This window comes from Mycobacterium sp. (assembly GCF_035314665.1).
Taxonomy (GTDB): domain Bacteria; phylum Actinomycetota; class Actinomycetes; order Mycobacteriales; family Mycobacteriaceae; genus Mycobacterium.
Map to the genome: position 1 here is coordinate 1 of NZ_DATFZD010000219.1, position 19,779 is coordinate 19,779.

The 19,779-nt window shown below is 65.5% G+C and carries 20 protein-coding genes and 1 pseudogene; 12 read left to right on the forward strand and 9 right to left on the reverse strand.

What is annotated here, in order from left to right; translation table 11 throughout:
* Window positions 1–362 (forward strand): ADP-ribosyltransferase domain-containing protein (locus VKI00_RS16440; protein WP_324439157.1); only part of this gene is annotated, 362 nt, incomplete at its 5' end.
* 35 nt (window positions 363–397) lie between these two features.
* Window positions 398–613, forward strand: a complete 216-nt coding sequence (locus VKI00_RS16445) for a hypothetical protein (protein ID WP_324439159.1) — start codon at window positions 398–400, stop codon at window positions 611–613.
* Between the two features lie 49 nt (window positions 614–662).
* Here VKI00_RS16445 and trhA read toward each other — a convergent pair.
* Window positions 663–1,411, reverse strand: a pseudogene (gene trhA, locus VKI00_RS16450) (PAQR family membrane homeostasis protein TrhA).
* 87 nt (window positions 1,412–1,498) lie between these two features.
* On the opposite strand from trhA, the gene VKI00_RS16455 reads away from it, so the two are divergent.
* The 3 genes from VKI00_RS16455 (at window position 1,499) to VKI00_RS16465 (ending at window position 4,252) form a co-directional block, all read left to right on the forward strand.
* Entirely contained in the window at window positions 1,499–2,293 is a 795-nt protein-coding gene (locus VKI00_RS16455) for a (2Z,6E)-farnesyl diphosphate synthase (protein WP_324439161.1), read from the forward strand.
* Window positions 2,294–2,324: 31 nt separating this feature from the next.
* A complete protein-coding gene (locus VKI00_RS16460) occupies window positions 2,325–3,686 on the forward strand; it encodes a hypothetical protein (protein ID WP_324439163.1) in 1,362 nt (453 codons plus the stop codon).
* A 146-nt stretch (window positions 3,687–3,832) separates the two neighbouring features.
* Complete coding sequence (locus VKI00_RS16465) at window positions 3,833–4,252, forward strand: hypothetical protein (protein ID WP_324439165.1); 420 nt, start codon at window positions 3,833–3,835, stop codon at window positions 4,250–4,252.
* Window positions 4,253–4,317: 65 nt separating this feature from the next.
* Here VKI00_RS16465 and VKI00_RS16470 read toward each other — a convergent pair whose 3' ends face one another.
* Together VKI00_RS16470 and coaA are read right to left on the reverse strand one after the other, a co-directional pair.
* Window positions 4,318–5,289 (reverse strand): NHL repeat-containing protein, encoded by a 972-nt coding sequence (locus tag VKI00_RS16470; protein WP_324439167.1) that lies wholly within the window; start codon window positions 5,287–5,289, stop codon window positions 4,318–4,320.
* Between the two features lie 38 nt (window positions 5,290–5,327).
* Entirely contained in the window at window positions 5,328–6,266 is a 939-nt protein-coding gene (coaA, locus tag VKI00_RS16475; RefSeq protein ID WP_324439169.1) for a type I pantothenate kinase, read from the reverse strand.
* Between the two features lie 60 nt (window positions 6,267–6,326).
* Here coaA and VKI00_RS16480 point away from each other — a divergent pair, with 60 nt between their 5' ends.
* The 5 genes from VKI00_RS16480 (at window position 6,327) to VKI00_RS16500 (ending at window position 12,465) form a co-directional block, all read left to right on the forward strand.
* A complete protein-coding gene (locus VKI00_RS16480) occupies window positions 6,327–7,553 on the forward strand; it encodes a DUF885 domain-containing protein (protein ID WP_414687219.1) in 1,227 nt (408 codons plus the stop codon).
* A 23-nt stretch (window positions 7,554–7,576) separates the two neighbouring features.
* The gene (locus VKI00_RS16485) at window positions 7,577–9,046 is read left to right on the forward strand and encodes a glycine hydroxymethyltransferase (RefSeq protein WP_324439173.1); all 1,470 of its coding nucleotides are present in this window, start codon (window positions 7,577–7,579) and stop codon (window positions 9,044–9,046) included.
* An 83-nt stretch (window positions 9,047–9,129) separates the two neighbouring features.
* A complete protein-coding gene (locus VKI00_RS16490; RefSeq protein WP_324439175.1) occupies window positions 9,130–9,960 on the forward strand; it encodes an acyl-ACP desaturase in 831 nt (276 codons plus the stop codon).
* Window positions 9,961–10,228: 268 nt separating this feature from the next.
* Window positions 10,229–11,560, forward strand: a complete 1,332-nt coding sequence (locus tag VKI00_RS16495; protein WP_324439177.1) for a PhoH family protein — start codon at window positions 10,229–10,231, stop codon at window positions 11,558–11,560.
* A 20-nt stretch (window positions 11,561–11,580) separates the two neighbouring features.
* Complete coding sequence (locus tag VKI00_RS16500) at window positions 11,581–12,465, forward strand: polysaccharide deacetylase family protein (RefSeq protein ID WP_324439179.1); 885 nt, start codon at window positions 11,581–11,583, stop codon at window positions 12,463–12,465.
* Here VKI00_RS16500 and VKI00_RS16505 read toward each other — a convergent pair.
* From VKI00_RS16505 to VKI00_RS16520, 4 genes are read right to left on the reverse strand one after another with little or no spacing between them, the layout of a single operon-like run.
* Window positions 12,462–12,941: an ester cyclase gene (locus tag VKI00_RS16505; protein ID WP_324439181.1), complete on the reverse strand. Its 480-nt coding sequence runs from the start codon at window positions 12,939–12,941 to the stop codon at window positions 12,462–12,464. The two genes, VKI00_RS16500 and VKI00_RS16505, sit on opposite strands and share 4 nt — an antisense overlap.
* Window positions 12,938–14,359, reverse strand: a complete 1,422-nt coding sequence (locus VKI00_RS16510; RefSeq protein ID WP_324439183.1) for a class II fumarate hydratase — start codon at window positions 14,357–14,359, stop codon at window positions 12,938–12,940. Before VKI00_RS16510 ends, VKI00_RS16505 begins: the two co-directional genes overlap by 4 nt.
* A gap of 23 nt (window positions 14,360–14,382) precedes the next feature.
* Window positions 14,383–15,411 (reverse strand): class II fructose-bisphosphatase, encoded by a 1,029-nt coding sequence (gene glpX / locus VKI00_RS16515; RefSeq protein WP_324439185.1) that lies wholly within the window; start codon window positions 15,409–15,411, stop codon window positions 14,383–14,385.
* 57 nt (window positions 15,412–15,468) lie between these two features.
* Entirely contained in the window at window positions 15,469–16,680 is a 1,212-nt protein-coding gene (locus VKI00_RS16520) for a transposase (protein WP_324439187.1), read from the reverse strand.
* A 110-nt stretch (window positions 16,681–16,790) separates the two neighbouring features.
* On the opposite strand from VKI00_RS16520, the gene VKI00_RS16525 reads away from it, so the two are divergent.
* Both VKI00_RS16525 and VKI00_RS16530 read left to right on the forward strand, forming a co-directional pair.
* Window positions 16,791–17,429: a DUF4245 domain-containing protein gene (locus VKI00_RS16525; RefSeq protein WP_324439189.1), complete on the forward strand. Its 639-nt coding sequence runs from the start codon at window positions 16,791–16,793 to the stop codon at window positions 17,427–17,429.
* An 11-nt stretch (window positions 17,430–17,440) separates the two neighbouring features.
* Window positions 17,441–18,244: a dienelactone hydrolase family protein gene (locus VKI00_RS16530; protein WP_324439191.1), complete on the forward strand. Its 804-nt coding sequence runs from the start codon at window positions 17,441–17,443 to the stop codon at window positions 18,242–18,244.
* On the opposite strand, the gene VKI00_RS16535 is transcribed toward VKI00_RS16530, so the two are convergent.
* Window positions 18,219–19,370, reverse strand: a complete 1,152-nt coding sequence (locus VKI00_RS16535; protein ID WP_324439193.1) for an AI-2E family transporter — start codon at window positions 19,368–19,370, stop codon at window positions 18,219–18,221. The genes VKI00_RS16530 and VKI00_RS16535 overlap by 26 nt on opposite strands.
* A 22-nt stretch (window positions 19,371–19,392) precedes the next feature.
* Window positions 19,393–19,779: SDR family NAD(P)-dependent oxidoreductase (locus VKI00_RS16540; protein WP_324439195.1), on the reverse strand; the 387-nt coding region annotated here is incomplete at its 5' end.

Here is a 19,779-nt window from a genome sequence, read left to right on the forward strand (position 1 = left end):
ACGCTCGTGTTGCCGCACTTAATAACGCGTTGGAGAAGCTCCCAGCGCATGATGGCCCAGTGGTTCGTGGCTCGAATCTCCCGCCCGATGTGCTCGCGCGATATCAACCAGGTGAAGTCATTACAGAGAAAGCTTTCCTAAGCACCACAACTGACCCCGCCGTGGCGCATTCGCCAGCATTCGCGGGCAACGTCGAGTTTAGGATTCTGTCCAGCACGGGACGCGATATTTCCTCCGTTTCGTTGTTTCCTGAGGAGCAAGAAATCTTATTTCGAGCGGGTACAAAATTCTATGTTGTAAACAAGACCTTCGACCCGCTAACAGGGCGGACGGTTATTGAAATGCTTGAACTAGGTCACTGACCAACTGGACAGCCAATGGACGACGGGAGTCAACAATGAGCAAAGAGATTGCGGGAAAGATCTTTTCGACGCCCGAAGAGGCCGGCGTCACTCCTCCGACAGAAGCAGAGCTGGCTCGCGCACGAAAGCTATTCGATGAGTTTCAGCAGCGAGTAGAGGCCGTCGCCGAGGAAGATCGACCAAAAGAGATCTCACCAAAATTCTGGGACGACATTTCAGGTACCGAGTATGAACGCCCTCAAGACAGCTAACCACGATTTATGGATCCTAGTGCCAGCCATTGAAGTCTTTTGCGGCCGACTAAAACACCACCATCCATATGGCGATGAATTGGCAGATCGCCGCGACCGCGGTGCAAGCGTGGAACAACTCGTGGAAACCGAACGTCGTCGGCCACGGGTCTGGCCAGCGCAGCCCGTAGAACACCGCACCGATGCTGTACAGCGCGCCGCCGGAAGCCAGCAGCGTCGCGGCGGCCACTCCGACCCCGTGCACAATCATTCCGCCGTACCAGACTGCTACCCAGCCGAGCAGGAGATAAAGCGTCACGCCCACCCAACGCGGAGCCGACGGCCAAAACAACGTGACCGCGATTCCGGCCAACGCGCCGCCCCACACGATCGCCAGCACCACATACCCCGTCGGGCGCGGCATCGCCAGCCTGGCGAACGGTTATAGCTGCCGGCGATCAACACGAAGATCATCGAGTGGTCGAGCCGCTTCATCCGGGTTCGGACCCTGGCCGATTTCCAGGTCACTCGGTGATAGATCGCGCTGACGGTGAACATGCCCACGACGGCGCCGGTGTAGACGAAGGTCGCCAAACCGGCCTTGAGTCCTGCCAGCGGCCAGGACACCGATATCAGCGAGGCTCCGGCGGCGACCGCGACGACCGCCGACACCAAATGGATCCAGCCACGTGCCCTGGGTTTGGTCAGCGCGTCGGCGGCGGATTGCAGGACCTGACCGGCGGCGTTCTCGGCTTTCTCAATGGCTCCGCCCGGCCCGGAAGTGTCGGGCTCGGTTGCCACATCTGCCTCGCGGGTCAATATCCCTCCTAAATCCCTGCCTGGTCCCGGATGCCTTTGCGGTCGGATCACCGGTAAGAGCTGCCGCCCACAGTAATCTGGTTCCCTGTGGAGATCATTCCGCCGCGCCTTAAGGAACCGCTGTATCGGCTCTATGAGTTGCGCCTGCGGCAGGGCCTGGCCGCATCCAAACCCGCGCTGCCGCGCCACATCGCCGTGCTGTGCGACGGCAACCGGCGCTGGGCACGCGACGCCGGTTACGACGACGTCAGTTACGGGTATCGAATGGGCGCGGCCAAGATCGCCGAGATGTTGCGCTGGTGCCAAGAGGCCGGCATCGAAATGGCCACGGTCTATTTGCTTTCCACCGAAAACCTGCGCCGCGATCCCGCCGAGCTGGCTGCGCTCATCGAGATCATCACCGATGTGGTCGAGGAGATCTGCGCCCCGGCCAACCGTTGGAGTGTGCGCACTGTCGGGGATTTGGAGCTGATCGGCGAAGAGCCGGCGCGACGACTGCGCGACGCCGTCGAGGGCACCGCAATCAACGCCAACGCGGGCTTTCACGTCAACGTCGCGGTCGGCTACGGCGGCCGCCAGGAAATCGCCGACGCCGTCCGCGCACTGTTGAACAAGGAGATCGCCAACGGGGCGAGCGCCGACGAACTCGTCGACGCCGTCACCGTCGACGCGATCTCGGAGAACCTGTACACCTCCGGGCAGCCGGATCCCGACTTGGTCATCCGGACGTCGGGGGAGCAGCGGCTGTCCGGGTTCCTGCTGTGGCAAAGCGCTTATTCGGAGATGTGGTTCACCGAAGCGCACTGGCCCGCATTCCGCCGGGTCGACTTCCTGCGCGCATTGCGCGATTACAGCTTGCGCCACCGCCGTTACGGCATGTAGCGGCCGGCGTCGGCCGTGTCACACTTGAAGCATGGCGGCGCTGTCGGCGTTGGTGTTCTCGCTGAGTTGGTGGCTGGGGCTGTATCTGTTGGCCCGAGGTCCGCGCAAACCCGTGCTCGCCCTGGCGGCGATCGGACTGTGCAGCTTTGCGACGGCGGTGGCGCTGGATGCGATACGGCTCGTCACCCGGTCCGCGGTGCTCGGCCACGTCGAGATCTACCTGGTCGCCGTCCCCGGCGTGGCCTGGTTCGCTGTGCTGGTCGAGCTGGCCCGGCCGTCCGACGGGGGACGGGGACGCACCGGTGAGGTGTTGCTCGTCGGTGTCGTCGCTGCGCTGACGCTGGTGGGCGCAACGCTGGCCGGCACCGTGAGCGGGCCGTTGCGGCTCGGGCACGTGGTGATGTGCGTGGTGATCTCGGCGTCCACGCTGGGAGCGATGGTGGCCGCGCTACGAAATCGGGCGCAGAAGATCCCGGTGGTCGGTCTGGTCATCACGGCGACGCTGTTCTTTGCACTGGCGAACGCCATCTTGATCATTCCGCTGGGCGTAGTGCCCAGTTGGCTGGCGTTGGCGTCGACGGGTTGCGACGTGCTGGGACTGGGTGTGGCGGTGGCGCTGTGGGACGCGTTCGACGAGGGTCAGGCGCTGCGCGGCGACATGCTGCGCTCTTTCACCGGCACCGGGGCAGTGGCGGTGCTGCTCGGCGGCCAGATGCTGATCGGCATCGCGTTGACCCCGCGGCAGACGACCGCGCAGACCGCGCTGACGGTGCTGCTGTTCACCAGTTTGGCGATCGCGACCTCCGTGCAGGTGCTGGCCGACCCGTTGGCCGGGCTGCTTGACCGGCTGGTGTTCTCGCGGTCCCCGATGCTGCGTGCCGACCGGGATACGTTGCGGCGCACACAATCCGCGCTGCCGCTGCGGTCGGCTGATCCGCTCGACGACTTCGACGACGACACGTTCGCCCGGCTCACCCGCCGGGCGCTGGGCCACTATGGCGACCTGTCCAAGCTGGTCGCCAGCCCGCTGACCGCGTTGCCGGCCATTGACGAGCGGTTGGCCGCCCGCGGAGCGCCCGACCAGCCGCTGGAGCGGGCCGTCGAGCTCAAAGCTCTGCTCGCCGAACGCATCGCGCGGCTCAAACCACGCGACGGCGGCGACTTCGGCACCACCGAGCAGTGGCGCTACTACAACTCGTTGTATTTCCCCTACGTCGTCGGTGTCCGCGCCTACGCGCAAAACGCCACCGCCGCCGGGCTGGACGCGACCTCCCGGCAGGCCTGGCAGTGGTTCGTCACCGAGGTGCCGCAGCGTTCGCTGCACAACTGGCAGAGCGCCGCGGCCAAGCTCATCGCCGCCGATCTGCGCGGCCGGGTCGCCGTCTCCAGTTAGCTAGCCGAGCTAGGCAAGGAATACGTGGCCTAGATCACCCAGTTGACCTGCGCATGGCAGTGCTTGGCACTGCCACGCGTCGATCTGGCAGTCCCAGAACGGCAAGCTCAGAGGTGTTCGACCCCACATCGCAAGGAGTTCTGGACATGACCGCTGTTACTCCACTGGCCACCCCGCCGTTCGCCGACTCAACCGACTCCCTGTTGCGGTTCGCCATGCGGCTCGACGCAACACTGAGCGGGCTCGCCGGCCTGATGATCGCCGCGGCGGCGGATCCGATCTCGTCGCTGACCGGACTGAGCTCCATCGCCGAATACGGGATGGGCGCTTTCTTCGTTCTCTGCGGCTTGATCGTGTTCGGACTCGCCGCAGCACCCGATCTGCGTCGCACCGGGATCGCCGTCATCGTCGCCAACATCGTCTTCACCGTGGCGGCAGTCGTCGTGGTGGCCGCGGGTATGCTGCCGCTGACCGCGACGGGGATCGGGGCGACGCTGGCCAGCGGTGTTTACACCGCGCTGATCGGCTACCTGCAATACCTCGGAGTGCGCCGACTGCCGGCCTGACTCCCGTCCCGCCGATGCGGGGTGCCACCGTCAGAGGTTGCGGTGCGCGCCTCCGCATCGGCTTGTTATGCCTTCGGTAGTTTCAGCACCCGCGCGTGCATGGAATCGGCAACGTAGACGCTGCCTTTCGCGTCCACTGCCACCCCTTCGGGGGCGTTGAGGCCGTTGAAAGGCAGCGCGCTCTGGCGGGCAGACCCCCGCGGCAGCTTCAGCACTTGTCTGCTGTTCGAATCGCTGACGAACACGCTGCCGGTCGGGCCCACAGCCACGCCGTAGGGCTGGTTCAGCCCGGTGAACGGCAGCACGGTCTGGCTGGTGGATCCGGCAGGCAGCTCCACCACCCTGTTGTCGTTGTTTTGGGTGTCGGTGACGTAGACGTCGCCTGCCGGGTCGACCGCCACACCTTGCGGGAACTCGAGCCCGGTGAACGGCAGCACGGTCTGGCTGCTCGACCCCGCCGGAAGTTTCACCACTTGGTGTATGTGGCGGTCGGCGACATAGACATTGCCGGCGGCATCGACTGCTACGGCCCGTGGGTCTGCGAGGTTGGTGAACGGCAGTTCGATCTGGCTGGTCGACCCGACCGCCAACTTCACCACCTTGCCCACGCCGGGGTAGCCGTCGGTGAAGTAGCTGACGTACACGTTGCCCTTGCCGTCGACGGCTACACCGGTCAGGTTTTGCAGTCCGGTGAACGGCAGCACCGTCTGGCTGTCAGACCCCGCCGTCAGCTTCAGCACCCGGCGGTTGCCGGCATCGGTGACGTAGATGTCGCCCCGGCTGTCCACCGCCACGCTGGTTGGATCCTTGAGGCCGGTGAACGGCAACACAGTCTGCCGCGAATAGAGCGGTGCGGTCAGTGGGGAGTTCGGTGACCTGATGAGCCCAAGGACTCCCGCGACGATGGCGATCACGGCGCCGACGACGGCGATCGTGATCAGCGTTCGGCGGCGCCGACGCGGCGGCGCGGGTATGGGATGTGGCTGATGTGCGACCTGCCAACCGGCCGCGGGGTTACTGCCCGCCCACTCGTCCACTGCACCCCCTCGGGGTCGAGAACACCGTCGGAGGAAATCTACAACTTGCGCAGCCGCAGCCGGTTGATGGAATGGTCGGCGTCTTTGCGCAGCACCAGGGTGGCCCTGGGCCTGGTGGGCAAGATGTTCTCGATCAGGTTCGGCCGGTTGATCGAACGCCAGATGTCGCGGGCGGCGACGACGGCCTGCTGATCGGTCAGGCCCGCGTAATGGTGGAAGTGTGAGGCCGGGTTGGCGAACGCGGTCGAGCGCATCGCCAAAAATCGCGAGACGTACCACTGCTCGATGTCCTCGACGCGCGCGTCCACATACAGCGAGAAGTCGAACAGGTCCGACACCATTAGCGTGGGCCCGGTCTGCAGCACGTTGAGGCCCTCGAGGATCAGGATGTCGGGGTGGCGGACCACCTGCTTGGCGCCCGGCACCCGGTCGTAGTGCAGATGCGAGTACACCGGGGCGCATGCGTAGTCCGAACCCGACTTCACCGAGGTGACGAATCGCATCAACGCCCGTCGGTCATAGCTTTCCGGAAAGCCCTTGCGGTGCATGAGGTTTCGTCGGGTCAACTCGGCGTTCGGGTAGAGGAACCCGTCGGTGGTCACCAGGTCGACCCGTGGGTGGTGATCCCAGCGGGCCAGCAGCGCCTGCAGCACGCGGGCCGTCGTCGACTTACCGACCGCCACGCTGCCGGCCACCCCGATGATGAACGGCACCGGCCGATCGGGGTTCTGCCGCGTTTCATCGAGGAATTCGTCGGTGGCGGCGAACAACCCCTGTCGGGCGGCGACTTGCAGGTGCAAGAGCCGGGCCAGCGGTAGGTAGACCTCTTCGACCTCGAGCAAGTCGATCTGCTCGCCCAGACCGCGCAAGCCGACGACTTCTTCTTCGGTCAGCGGCTGCGGCGTCGACTTGCGTAGCGCGCGCCACTGACTCCGGTCGAACTCCACGTAGGGGCTCGGCTCGCTCAGCCGCGGCATGACTGTCAGTCTTGCAGCCCCGGCCACACTGTGAGCGGCTGGGGCGACCCGATAGCGTGGATGCGCGTGGAGGTCAGTCAGGAATCCGCCGCGCTGATCCGCGAGTACCTGCTGCTCGGTTTGCGCTTCGACCGGATCGAGCCGGGGTACGTCGACGCCTACACCGGCGATCCCGCGCTGCGTCAGACGGTGTTGGCCGAGCCCGCGCCCGACCCGGCCGTCCTGGTCCGCCAGACCCAGCGGCTGCTCGCCGCCCTGCCAAATGTGCCGCGCGGTAACGGATTCGACGAGGCCCGCGCCGATTACATCGGCGCTCATCTGCGCGCGTTGGTCTGCGCCGGGCGCAAGTTCGCCGGCGAAGGCATCGGCTTCGTCGACGAGGTGCGCGACTACTTCGACGTGCACATCGCCAAAGGCGACGCGGAAACCTACCGGCAGGCGCATGCCCGGCTCGACGACGTGCTGGGCGGCGGCGGTGCACTGGCCGACCGGATGGAGGCCTACCGCGCGGCCGAGGAGATCCCGCCCGATCGGCTGGCCGCGTGCATCGAGGCGTTCTCCAGCGCGCTGCGCGACCGGGTGCGCGCCGAGTATCCACTGCCCGACACCGAGACCGTCGTCTACCAAGTGGTGACCGACCAGCCGTGGTCGGGATTCAACTACTACCTGGGTGATTACCGCTCCAAGGTGGCCGTCAACGCCGACATCAAACAGCTGATGTCCAACCTGCCGCGGCTGGTGGCCCACGAGTCGTATCCGGGGCACCACACCGAGCACTGCCGCAAAGAGGCCGGGCTGGTCAACCGGAAAGGCCAGGCCGAGCAGACCATCTTCCTGGTGAACACCCCGCAGTGCCTGATGGCCGAGGGCCTGGCCGACCTGGCGCTGTACGCCGCGATCGGCCCGGGCTGGGGGCGCTGGGCGGCCGAGATCTACGCCGACCTGGGACTGCGGTTCGACGGCGAACGCGCCGAGGCGGTCTCCGAGGCGTCCGCGGCGCTGGCCGGTGTCCGTCAGGACGCGGCGTTGATGCTGCACGACGAGCACCGCGACGCCGAGGAGGTGGCGGCTTTCCTGCGACGCTGGCTGCTGATCAACGACACCCGCGCCCAACAGATGCTGCGGTTCTTGTCCTCGCCGCTGTGGCGCGCCTACACCAGCACCTACGTCGAGGGATATCGACTGCTGCGAGCCTGGCTAGACGATCGCCCGGCCGGCGTCAGCCTCACCGAGCGTTTTGGCCGGCTGCTCGACGAACCGATGATCCCATCAGCGCTGCCCGTTTAGTCCGTCTCGATAGACTGGCGCCCGTGACCGCCGCACCCCACACCACCGCAGCCCTAGGCGCTGAGTACGCCGATACCGCCAGCAGCGCCTACCGCGCGGCATTACAGGTCATCGAGTCCGTCGAACCGCGCATCGCCGCTGCGACACGCAAAGAACTTGCCGACCAACGCGATTCGCTCAAGCTCATCGCCAGCGAAAACTATGCCTCGCCCGCGGTGCTGCTTACCATGGGCAGCTGGTTCTCGGACAAATACGCCGAGGGCACCATCGGCCACCGTTTCTACGCCGGGTGCCAAAACGTCGACACCGTCGAGAGTGTGGCCACCGAGCACGCCCGTGAGCTCTTCGGCGCTCCGTACGCCTACGCCCAACCGCACTCCGGCATCGATGCCAACCTCGTTGCCTACTGGGCCATCCTGAACACCCGCATCGAGACGCCCAGCCTCGCCGAGGCTGGGGTCAAACACGTCAACGACCTGTCCGAGGCGGACTGGGAACAGCTCCGCGCCAAACTTGGCGGCCAGCGGCTGCTGGGCATGTCGCTGGATGCCGGCGGTCACCTCACCCACGGCTTCCGGCCCAACGTCTCGGGCAAGATGTTCCACCAACGCAGCTACGGCACCGACCCGGAGACCGGGCTGCTGGACTACGACGCGGTCGCCCTCGCCGCGCGTGAGTTCAAGCCGTTGATCCTGGTGGCCGGGTACTCGGCCTACCCCCGGCGGATCAACTTCGCCAAGATGCGCGAGATCGCTGACCTGGTGGGCGCCACCCTGATGGTGGACATGGCGCACTTCGCCGGACTGGTCGCCGGCAAGGTATTCACCGGCGACGAGGACCCGGTGCCCCACGCCCACATCACCACCACCACCACGCACAAGTCGCTGCGCGGGCCACGTGGCGGCCTGGTGTTGGCCCAGCCGGAGTACGCCGACGCGGTCGATAAGGGCTGCCCGATGGTGTTGGGCGGGCCGCTGGCGCACGTCATGGCGGCCAAGGCGGTCGCGCTGGCCGAGGCGCGCCAGCCCGCATTCGGGGCCTACGCCCAGCGGATTGCCGACAACGCCAAGGCGCTGGCCGACGGGTTCCTGCGGCGCGGGGCGCGGCTGGTCACCGGCGGCACCGACAACCACCTCGTGCTGCTAGACGTGACGTCATTCGGGCTGACCGGCCGGCAGGCCGAATCGGCGTTGCTGGACTCCGGCGTCGTCACCAACCGCAACTCGATCCCAGCGGACCCAAACGGTGCCTGGTACACCAGCGGCATCCGGTTTGGCACCCCGGCACTGACCACCCGCGGCTTCGGCGCCGCCGAGTTCGACCGGGTCGCCGAGCTGGTGGTCGACGTGCTGAGCAACACTCAACCCGGGCCGGGGCCCGCGGGGCCGTCCAAGGCCAAGTACACCCTGGCCGATGGCACCGCTGAGCGGGTGCACGCCGCTGCCTCCGAGCTGCTGACGGCCAACCCGCTCTACCCGGGGTTGACGCTCTAGGGGTCATCCGAGCTGATCTCTGCTAGCGCCGAGCACTGCGCGGCCGATTTCATGAACCTGTGTACGCGGGTTACAGTTACCCCATGGCACAGAAACCTGTCGCTAACGCGCTGATCCTCGAACTCGAGCCTGTGGTTGGCGAGAACCTCGACCGCCACCTCGATACCGAGAAATTGTGGTTCGCGCACGACTTCGTGCCGTTCGAGCAGGGCGAGAACTTCGCCTTCCTCGGCGGACGTGACTGGGACCCGTCGCAGGTGACGCTGCCCAAAGTCATCACCGACGCGTGCGAGATTCTGCTCGTCACCAAAGACAACGTGGCCGGCTATCACCGCGAACTCGTCGAGCACTTCATCCTCGAAGACAATTGGGCCCAGTGGATCGGCCGGTGGACCGCCGAAGAACACCTGCACGCCATTGCACTGCGCGAGTACTTCGTGGTGACCCGCGAGATCGACCCGGTCGCCAACGAGCAGGTCCGCTTCGAGCACGTGTCAGGCAAGGGGTATCGCGCCGACCAGTACTCCCAGGTCGAAACCCTGGTGTTCATGGCTTTCTTCGAGCGGGCCCACGCCGTGTTTTGCAACAACCTGGCGGCCCAGATCGAAGAGCCGGTGCTGGCCGGACTCATTGCCCACATCGCGCGAGACGAAGAGCGGCACGAGGAGTTCTTCGCCAACCTCGTCGCACACTGCCTCGACTACGCCCGCGATGAGACCATCGCGGCGATCGCCGCGCGGGCGGCTGACCTCCAAGTCGTCGGCGCAGACATCGACGCCTACCAAGACAAGGTGCGAAACGTCGCCGACGCAGGCATTTTCGGCCCGGATCAGCTGGCGCGGGTGATCTCCGACCGCATCGCCGCATGGGGCCTCGCGGACGAGCCTGCGTTGCGGCAGTTCGTCATCGGCTAGCCACGTCGGCGCGCCTGCCCGGCGCACATGCGCAGACGAGAGTAGCGTTCCAATCGATGGCTAGCGATATGCTCTGCTGTCCGGGCGGCGTCTCTCGTCTCAACTTCGACAGGACCGCCGGCCCCGGTCCTGGCGCCGCGGCCCCCGCCGAATCGTCCGTGCGGGCCGCACGGGCTTCAGCCCGGTATGACGCCCCGCGTGAATGGGTGGCGGTGGGGCCACCACTCGAATGCGGCAGCAAACCAGGCGATGAGTTCGAGGAGCGCTCGTGACTGATTCCCCGGCGGTTCCACAGGACACCAAACGGACGTACGTTCTGGACACCTCCGTTTTGTTGTCCGATCCGTGGGCCTGTTCCCGCTTCGCCGAACACGAAGTGGTGGTGCCGCTGGTCGTGATCAGTGAGCTGGAAGCCAAACGTCATCACCATGAGCTCGGCTGGTTCGCCCGCCAGGCGTTGCGCTTGTTCGACGACCTTCGGCTCGAGCACGGTCGGCTGGATCAGCCCATTCCCGTTGGGACACAAGGCGGCACGCTGCACGTCGAACTCAACCACAGCGATCCGGATGTGCTGCCCGCCGGGTTCCGCACCGACACCAACGACTCGCGCATCCTGTGCTGTGCCGCCAACCTGGCCGCAGAGGGCAAGCAAGTCACGTTGGTGAGCAAAGACATTCCGCTGCGCGTCAAAGCCGGTGCGGTGGGTCTGCGCGCCGACGAGTACCACGCGCAGGACGTCGTCACGTCCGGCTGGACCGGGATGGCGGAGATCGAAGCCACCGCCGACGACATCGACACGTTGTTCGCCGACGGCGACGTGGATTTGGCCGCGGCCCGAGACCTGCCGTGCCACACCGGTATTCGGTTGCTCGCCGGCAGCTCGCACGCGCTTGGCCGGGTCAACGCCCACAAGCGCGTCCAGCTGGTCCGCGGCGACCGTGAGGTCTTCGGACTGCGTGGCCGCTCCGCCGAGCAGAGGGTGGCGCTGGATCTGCTGCTCGACGAGTCGGTGGGCATCGTGTCGCTGGGCGGCAAGGCCGGCACCGGCAAGTCGGCGCTTGCGCTGTGTGCCGGCTTGGAAGCCGTGCTGGAGCGCCGCAGCCAGCGCAAGGTGGTGGTCTTCCGTCCGCTCTATGCGGTCGGTGGTCAGGAGCTGGGCTACCTGCCCGGCAGCGAGAGCGAAAAAATGGGCCCGTGGGCGCAGGCGGTCTTCGACACCCTCGAGGGTCTGGCCAGCCCGGCGGTGCTCGAGGAGGTGCTGTCCCGCGGGATGCTCGAGGTGCTCCCGCTGACCCACATTCGCGGTCGCTCACTGCACGACTCGTTCGTCATCGTCGATGAGGCGCAATCGCTGGAACGCAATGTGTTGCTGACGGTGTTGTCACGGCTGGGTACGGGATCGCGGGTGGTGTTGACCCACGACGTCGCTCAGCGCGACAACCTTCGGGTGGGCCGTCATGACGGCGTCGCTGCCGTGGTCGAGAAACTCAAGGGACATCCGCTTTTCGCGCACATCACGCTGTTGCGCAGCGAGCGGTCGCCGATTGCCGCGCTGGTCACCGAGATGCTCGAGGAGATCACCCGCGCCCCGCTGCCGTAGGGGTGGGTAGGCTTCCCGCCGTGCCGAGACGACCAGACACCCTTGCGTGGCGGTATTGGCGCACCGTCGCCGGTGTGCTGGCAGCCGCCGCCGTCGTCGCAATCGGCGCATTCACCGGGCATGTCAGGTTCGCCAAAGCCAACGATGTCGTCGACTGTGCACAAGTCAAGTGCGTGGCGCTGACGTTCGACGACGGCCCCACGCCGTACACGGATCGGCTGCTCGGGATTTTGACCGCCAACAACGCTAAGGCCACCTTCTTCGAGATCGGCAACAAGGTTGCCGCTAACCCGGCGGGCGCCAAACGCGTCGTCGACGCGGGCATGGAGATCGGTAACCACACCTGGGAACACCCCAACATGACGACGCTGCCGCTGCCCGACGTTCCCGGCCAGCTGTCCAGGGCCAACGACGCGATCGCCGCCGCCACCGGTGTGACGCCCAAGCTATGGCGGCCCGCCGGCGGGCTCACCGACGACGCGGTCAATCAGCAGGCCGGCAAGATCGGTCTGGCCGGAATCCTTTGGGACGTCATCCCTTACGACTGGATCAACGATTCGAACACCGCGGCCAGCAGATACCTGCTGATGACCCAGATCAAGCCCGGCTCGGTGGTGCTGCTGCACGACACCTACTCCAGCACGGTCGATCTGGTCTACCAGTTCATCCCGGTGCTCAAAGCCAACAACTATCACCTGGTGACGGTCAGCCAGCTGCTCGGGCAGCGAGCACCGGGCAGCGTGTACGGCAGCCGAGACAACGGGCCAGCGGCCAACGACCTGCACGACATCCCGGCCGGAGAAATCCCGTCGCTGCCCAACACGCCGTCGCCGAAGCCGATGCCCAACTTCCCGATTAGCGATGTCCCGGGCCAGAACTCGGGCGGATCGAATAACGGCAGCTAGCCTCCGGTCGGTGACTGATCCGGTAGTTCACCCGCGACTGCGGCCGCCAGCAGCTCAGCGCGGCCGATCTGGGTGACCAGGCTGGCCGAGTCGAAGTAGATGCGCTCGTTGGTGATTCGATCGCCGTCAAAGAAAAACACCGCGATGGTCGGCACCCGGAACGCCTTGCCGGTGGGCGGTAGGCCGTAAAACTCACCGAGATTGGTTCCCAACAGGTCGAATTCGGTGATCACCGCGTCGTCGCTGAAGTGGTATCGGACGTTGTCGTGCCGCTGGTCGGGGAAGGCGGTCCGGGTGGTCAAGTAGTAGCCCATCACCTCGTCGTTACCGTCGAAAACCTGCCCGGTGGCCATGATCTCGTAACGCGGATGGCCGTTGAAGGTGGCCAGGGTCCGGTCGAATTCCTTGGTCACCTCGGTGCTCATGTGCTCTTCAATGACAGCCAGGCGGCGTTGCCGGAGCTCATCGGTGATCATGTCGGCTGTTCGTTCACCTTGGTCATCGCGAGCACGTCGAGGCGACGGTCGAGTTCCTCTTCGGACAGCTTGTCGCCGATCAGCCCGCGGTCGATCACCGTCTGGCGAATCGTCTTGTGCTCCTTGAGCGCTTGCTTGGCTACCGCGGCGGCCTCCTCGTAGCCGATCGCCGAATTCAGCGGTGTCACGATCGACGGTGACGACTCGGCCAGCTCGCGCAGGTGCTCGACGCGCGCGGTCAGCCCGCTGATGCAGCGCTCGGCGAACAGCGTGGACACGTTGGTCAGCAGCTTGAACGACTCCAACAGGTTGCGCGCCATCATCGGGATGTAGACGTTGAGCTCGAAGGCGCCGCCCGCGCCACCCCACGCGATCGCCGCGTCATTACCGACCACCTGAGCGGCGACCTGCGTAACCGCCTCGCACAGAACAGGATTGACCTTGCCCGGCATGATCGAGCTGCCCGGCTGCAGATCTGGCAGGTGAATTTCGGCCAGACCGGTCAGCGGGCCGGATCCCATCCAGCGGACATCGTTGGCGATCTTGGTCAACGACACCGCGATGGTGCGCAGTGCGCCGGATGCCTCGACCAGCCCGTCGCGGGCCGCCTGGGCTTCGAAAGCGTTGACCGCCGTGCGTAAGTCGGTCAGCCCGGTGTCTTTCACCAGAACCTCGACCACCTTGGCGCCGAAGCCGTCGGGCGCATTGAGGCCGGTGCCCACCGCGGTGCCGCCGATCGCCAGCTCACCCAACCGGGGCAGCGTCGCGCGGACACGTTCGATACCGGCCTCGACCTGACGGGCGTATCCGGAGAACTCCTGGCCGAGGGTGACCGGGACGGCGTCCATCAGATGCGTGCGGCCCGATTTCACCACCGTGCGCCACTCGCGGGCCTTGTCCGCCAGCGCATCGTGCAGCTCCTGCAGCGCCGGGATGAGATGGCGCACAGCGGCTTCGGTGGCCGCGATGTGGGTGGCGGTCGGGAAGGTGTCGTTGGAAGACTGCGACATGTTGACATCGTCGTTGGGATGCACGGTCACACCGTTGGCAGCCGCGATTGACGCGATCACCTCGTTGGTGTTCATGTTGGAACTGGTGCCCGACCCGGTCTGGAAGACGTCGATCGGGAACTGGTCGTCGTGGCGCCCGTCGGCGATCTCCGCGGCGGCTGCGATAATAGCGTCGGCCTTTTCCGGTGCCAGCAATCCGAGGTCCTTGTTCACCTGCGCGCAAGCGGCTTTCAGCAGTCCCAATGCGCGGATCTGGGTGCGCTCCAGTCCCCGTCCGGAGATCGGGAAGTTCTCCACCGCACGCTGAGTCTGGGCGCGCCACAATGCTTTTGCCGGCACCCGGACTTCGCCCATGGTGTCGTGCTCGATGCGGTATTCGGTGTCATTCTCGGCGGTGTGAGCGCCCATGGATTGGGTCCTTCTGTGGGTGGTTACGGCAATGGGTATGCGGCGCTGCTGTCGCCCGTGAAGTCGATGGCCGAGTATTCGTTGAGTTTGGACAGCCGGTGATAGGCCTCGATCATCCGCAGCGTGCCGGATTTGGAGCGCATCACGATCGATTGGGTCGTGCAGCCGCCGGGCTGATAGCGCACCCCCTTGAGCAGGTCACCGTCGGTGACGCCGGTCGCGCAGAAGAAGACGTTGTCACCGGAGACTAAATCCTCGGTGCTCAGCACCTTGTCGAGGTCGTAGCCGGCGTCGAGTGCCTTCTGCCGTTCGGCGTCGTCCTTGGGTGCCAGCTGCGCCTGGATCTCCCCGCCCATGCAGCGGATCGCCGCTGCGGTGATGATGCCCTCCGGGGTGCCGCCGATCCCGGCCAGCATGTCGGTGCCGGAGCCCGGTCGGCACGCGGATATCGCGCCGGCCACGTCGCCGTCGGTGATCAACCGGATTCGCGCCCCGGTCGCGCGGACGTCCTCGATCAGTTGAGCGTGTCGCGGCCGGTCCAGGATGCATACCGTCATGTCGGGCACCGACAAGCCCTTGACCTTGGCGACCGCCCGGATGTTGTCGGCGACCGGCGCGGTGATGTCCAGCACGTGAGCGGCGTCCGGACCCACGGCGATCTTGTTCATGTAGAACACCGCCGACGGGTCGAACATCGAGCCGCGATCGGACACCGCCAGCACCGAGATGGCGTTGGGCATGCCCTTGCTCATCAGCGTGGTGCCGTCAATCGGGTCGACGGCGAAGTCGCAGTCCGGGCCGTCGCCGTTGCCGACCTCCTCGCCGTTGTAGAGCATCGGCGCGTGGTCCTTCTCACCCTCGCCGATAACCACCACTCCGCGCATCGAGACCGAGTTCACCAGCTGGCGGATCGCGTCGACGGCGGCCCCGTCGCCGCCTTCCTTGTCTCCGCGACCGACCCAGCGACCGGCGGCCATGGCACCGGCTTCGGTGACCCGTACCAATTCCAGAGCGAGGTTGCGGTCCGGGGCTTCACGACGGCTCTGCGGCATGCCCCGATTGTCCCAGAAGCAGATCGGCCTTCTGGAGCTGGGATACTCGTGGTTTGACTACTCCACGCCCTGAGGGACGGGGATTCCAGCTCTCACGGGCTGGGGTTCCTGCTTCGTCGCCGACCGCTGAAGGGGGTCTCCTTGCAGGCTGATGTCCGCTCGACAGGCCGTCACCGAAAGTCCTTCGGCCAAGATGTTCTTTGCAGCATTCAAGTCCCGGTCATGCCGGGTGCCACAGGACGGGCAACGCCACGTCCGGATATCGAGGTTGAGCTGGGCGAGCATGTGCCCACACACGCTGCACCTTTTGGAGCTTGGGCAGAACCGGTCGATGACGACCAGTCTCTTGCCCCACTTGATGGTCTTGTAGTCGAGCATCTGCCGAAACGACGACCAACCGCAGTCGGAGATCGCCCGCGCGAGCCGGCGGTTGCGGAGCATCCCCGACAGATTCAAGTCCTCAATCACGATCACGTCGTTGGCACGAACCAGCCTTGTGGACGTGGTGTGCAGAAAGTCGTTTCGGGCGCGACGGACCTTACCGTGGGCGACCGCAACCTTGCGTGCCGCTTTGGCCCGGTTCTTCGAGCCCTTGTGCTTGCGGGCCATGCGGCGCTGATACCGGGCCAGGTTGCGCTGCTTGCGTTGCAGCAGGCGCGGGTTGTCGAGGATCTCGCCACCGGAGGTCGCCGCGAACGATCTGATGCCCACGTCGACACCAACCGCGTTGCCTGTCTTGGGCAGGGGCCGGGCGTCCGCGACATCGAGCTGAAAAGTCACATACCAGCGCCCGTCGGCGTCTTGGGTAATGGTCACCATCGACGGTGCGATGGCGATCTGGTCGATGCCCGTCCAGGACCATACGAACCGCAGGGGCCTGGTCTGCTTAGCAAGAAACAATTGGCCATCCCGGTAGCGAAATGCCGAGCGCGTGTAGGTCGCTGTCTTGCGTCCGCGCCGGGACTTGAAACGTGGGTAGCGAGCCCGTCGCGCGTAAAAGTTATTCAGCGCCCGGTACTGATGGCGCAACGTCTGTTGCAAGGGCACCGACGACACCTCATTAAGGAATCCCAAATCCGGGCGCTTCTTCAACTCGGTCAAAAATCGGTCGGTTTCGGCGTAGTTAGTGCGAAGGCCATCGACCCGATACCGCCTGGTGCGCCAGGTCAGCACCTCGTTCCACACCTTGCGTACGCAGCCGAAGGTTCGAGCAAGGTTTGCCGCTTGCTCGTCGGTCGGATAGGCCCGACACCGGAACGCCGTACGCATAACACAATGCTTATCCCAAAGGACCGACACATCATGAGATCGCGACCCTGCCACGGCGGAGGGCCATTCCTCCCCGGCCTGAAGGCTAAGAGTTCGTGTTGGTGGTTTCAGTGACGCAGCCGCAGCCGCAGCCGACGGCAAAGCCGGCCAAGCCGCGGCTACTGCAGGACGGCCGGGACATGTTCTGGTCGATTGCGCCGCTGGTGGTGGCCTGCATCGTCTTGGCGGGCATTGTCGGGATGTGCTCCTTCGCCCCCGGCGGCACCAGCCGCGGACCGGTGCCGTCGTACGACGACGCCGGGGCGCTGCACGCCGACGCACAGACGCTGGGTTTCCCGGTCCGGCTGCCGCGGCTGCCCCAAGGCTGGCAACCCAACTCCGGTAGCCGAGGCGGCATCGGAGACGGCCGGACCGACCCGTCGACAGGTCAGCGGGTGCGCGCGGTCACCTCCACCGTCGGATTCATCAGCCCCACCGGCATGTACCTGAGCCTGACCCAGAGCAACGCCGACGAGGACAAGCTGGTCGGCTCGATTCACCCGTCGATGTACCCCACCGGAACCGTCGACATCGACGGCACCCGGTGGATCGTTTACCAGGGCGACGGCGTCGAGCCGGTGTGGACCACCCGGCTTGGCAGTCCGGCCGGTCCGGCCCAGGTTGCGATCACCGGCGCCGGAGGCGTCGACCAGTTTCGTACGCTGGCGGCGGCCACTCAATCGCAGCCGCCGCTATCGGCGCACCGCTAGAAGGGACATCCATGACCGCACCAGAAGCCGACCTGACCGGCTGGTCGCCGGCACCGTTCACCGGTGGCGGCTACACCCACGATGTCTACCGCAAGGGTGAAGGGCCTGGCGTGGTGCTCATCCCGGAGTTACCGGGCATCCATCCCGGTGTGCTGGGGCTGGGCAATCACCTGGTGGACAACGGATTCACCGTCGCGATACCGTCGCTGTTCGGTGAGCCCGGCCGTGGAAAAGACGTCGGCTACGTGCTTTCCGCCATCGGACGTGCTTGTGTGGCAAGGGAATTCGCAGCGTTGGCGACCAACAAGCAGCGGCCGGTGTCGGTGTTCCTGCGGGCATTGGCTCGTGACCTCAACAAGTCGACGCCGGGCAAGGGTGTCGGGGTGATCGGCCAGTGTTTCACCGGCGGCTTCGCGCTGGCGGCCGCGGTCGACGACAGCGTGCTGGCGCCGGTGCTCAGCCAGCCGTCAGTACCCTTTCCGCTGACGCCGCGCCAGCGCCGCGATACCGGAGTGAGCGAATTGGAGTTGAACGCGTTCAAGGACCGTGCCGCCAACGAGGGTTTGTGCGCGATGGGTCTGCGGTTCAGCGAGGACCGGATGGCGCCGGGCGAACGGTTCACCATGCTCAAAGAACGGCTGGGCGACGCGTTCGAGGTGATCGAAATCGACTCGAGCCCAGGCAATGAGCACGGCTTTTCCCGGATGGCGCATTCGGTGCTGACCGACGAGGTCCGCGAGGTCGACGGCCAGCCGGCCTACGAGGCGCGCAAGCGAGTGGTCGAGTTCTTTAAGGAGCGGCTGGCTGCGTCTTAGTCGAGTTTCGGCTCCGCCAGCGCGTCAGCCAGCCGGGCTTGTCGTCCTCGTCGACGGGTTCTTCGAGTTCTACGCCCTTGTACACCGCCAGGTAGACGTCGACGGTGGTCACGATCACGATCATCAACACCGGGCCGATCACAATGCCCCACGGGCCGAACATGGCGATACCCGCGAACACGGCCAGCAACATCAGCGCGGGATTGAGGCGCGCGTCTCGGGGCACCAGGATCGGGCGCAGGAAGTTGTCGAGGTTGGTGACAACTATTAGATGCCAAAGGATTACGAAGGCGCCGCCGACGATGTTGCCGTAGAAGATCATCCCGATGCCGAACGGGATGGTCACGATGCCGCCGCCCAGCGGAATGATGGACAGTGCGGTCAACAGGATCGCGAATATGAAGAACCCGTGGTGGAAACCGGCGACGTAGACGGACGCGGCCCCGGCAACCCCTTGACACAGTGCGATGACGAACTGGCCGCTCACGGTGCCGCGCACCATGGAGCCCATCTTGCGCAGGTACAAATCGGTGACGTCGTCGCCGAGCGGATTGAGTTGGCGGATCAAGGTGAGGAGTTTGTCGCTGTGGGAAAGCAGCGCCATGAACACGTACAAGAAGATGATGGCTGAAGTCACTGTGCCGAAGAGGCTTCCGGCCGTGTCCTGCAGGAAGTGCAGGCTCCACTCACCCGCCTTCTGCGCGACGGTCACCATCGTTTTTCGTAGCGACTCCGCGGTAACGGTCATGTGCAGGAACGGCACTCGCGCCAAGAGTTGATTGACGACTTGGAGGCTTTTGTCGCCGAGCTCAGTCATACCGATCTTCTGCACCCAACCGGCGACCTGGGTCACCATCCGGGAAATTTGCACGATCGCCAGCACCACTAACAGGCCGACCGGCACGGCGACAGCGGCCAGCGCCGACACCAGCGTGCAGGTGGCGGCCAAGCCGGCCTTCATCCGGTGGCCGAACCAATTGAAAAGCGGCGTGAACAAATACGCTCCGACGGCGGCTACCACGATGAGGACAAAGTAGCTGCGCAGGAAGTAGGCGGCGAACAGCAGGCTGACCAACGTCCAGACCGCGAGGGCGCGCTTCTGGGTGAGAGTGAACTCGGTGTTCATGGCCGCCCTCCGAATCCTGCTTTTAGACAGGGCTTTTCGCGTGTTGTCGCTTGCGCTGATCGGCGATGAACCGAATTGACATGCGCTGCAGCAGACCTGGCGCCAGCCGGGCGAACACCCAGGACGCATACGCCTGCTTGGGCTTCACCAGCAGCGCCTTGTTGCGCTTGATCGCCCTGAGGGTGTCGCGCGCCAACCGGTCGGGGTCATACCCGGTCTTCATGCCCTGGCCGCGCAGGTAGTAGTCGCGGCCGACGAAACCGCCGATCGCGCCCTTGTCCAGGATCGGGGTTTCAACGGCGCCCGGGCACACGGCCAGCACGCCCACCCCGCGGGAGACGGCCTCCGAGCGCAGCGCCAGAGACAGCCCCACGATCGCGTGCTTGGTCATCACATAACTGGTGATCTG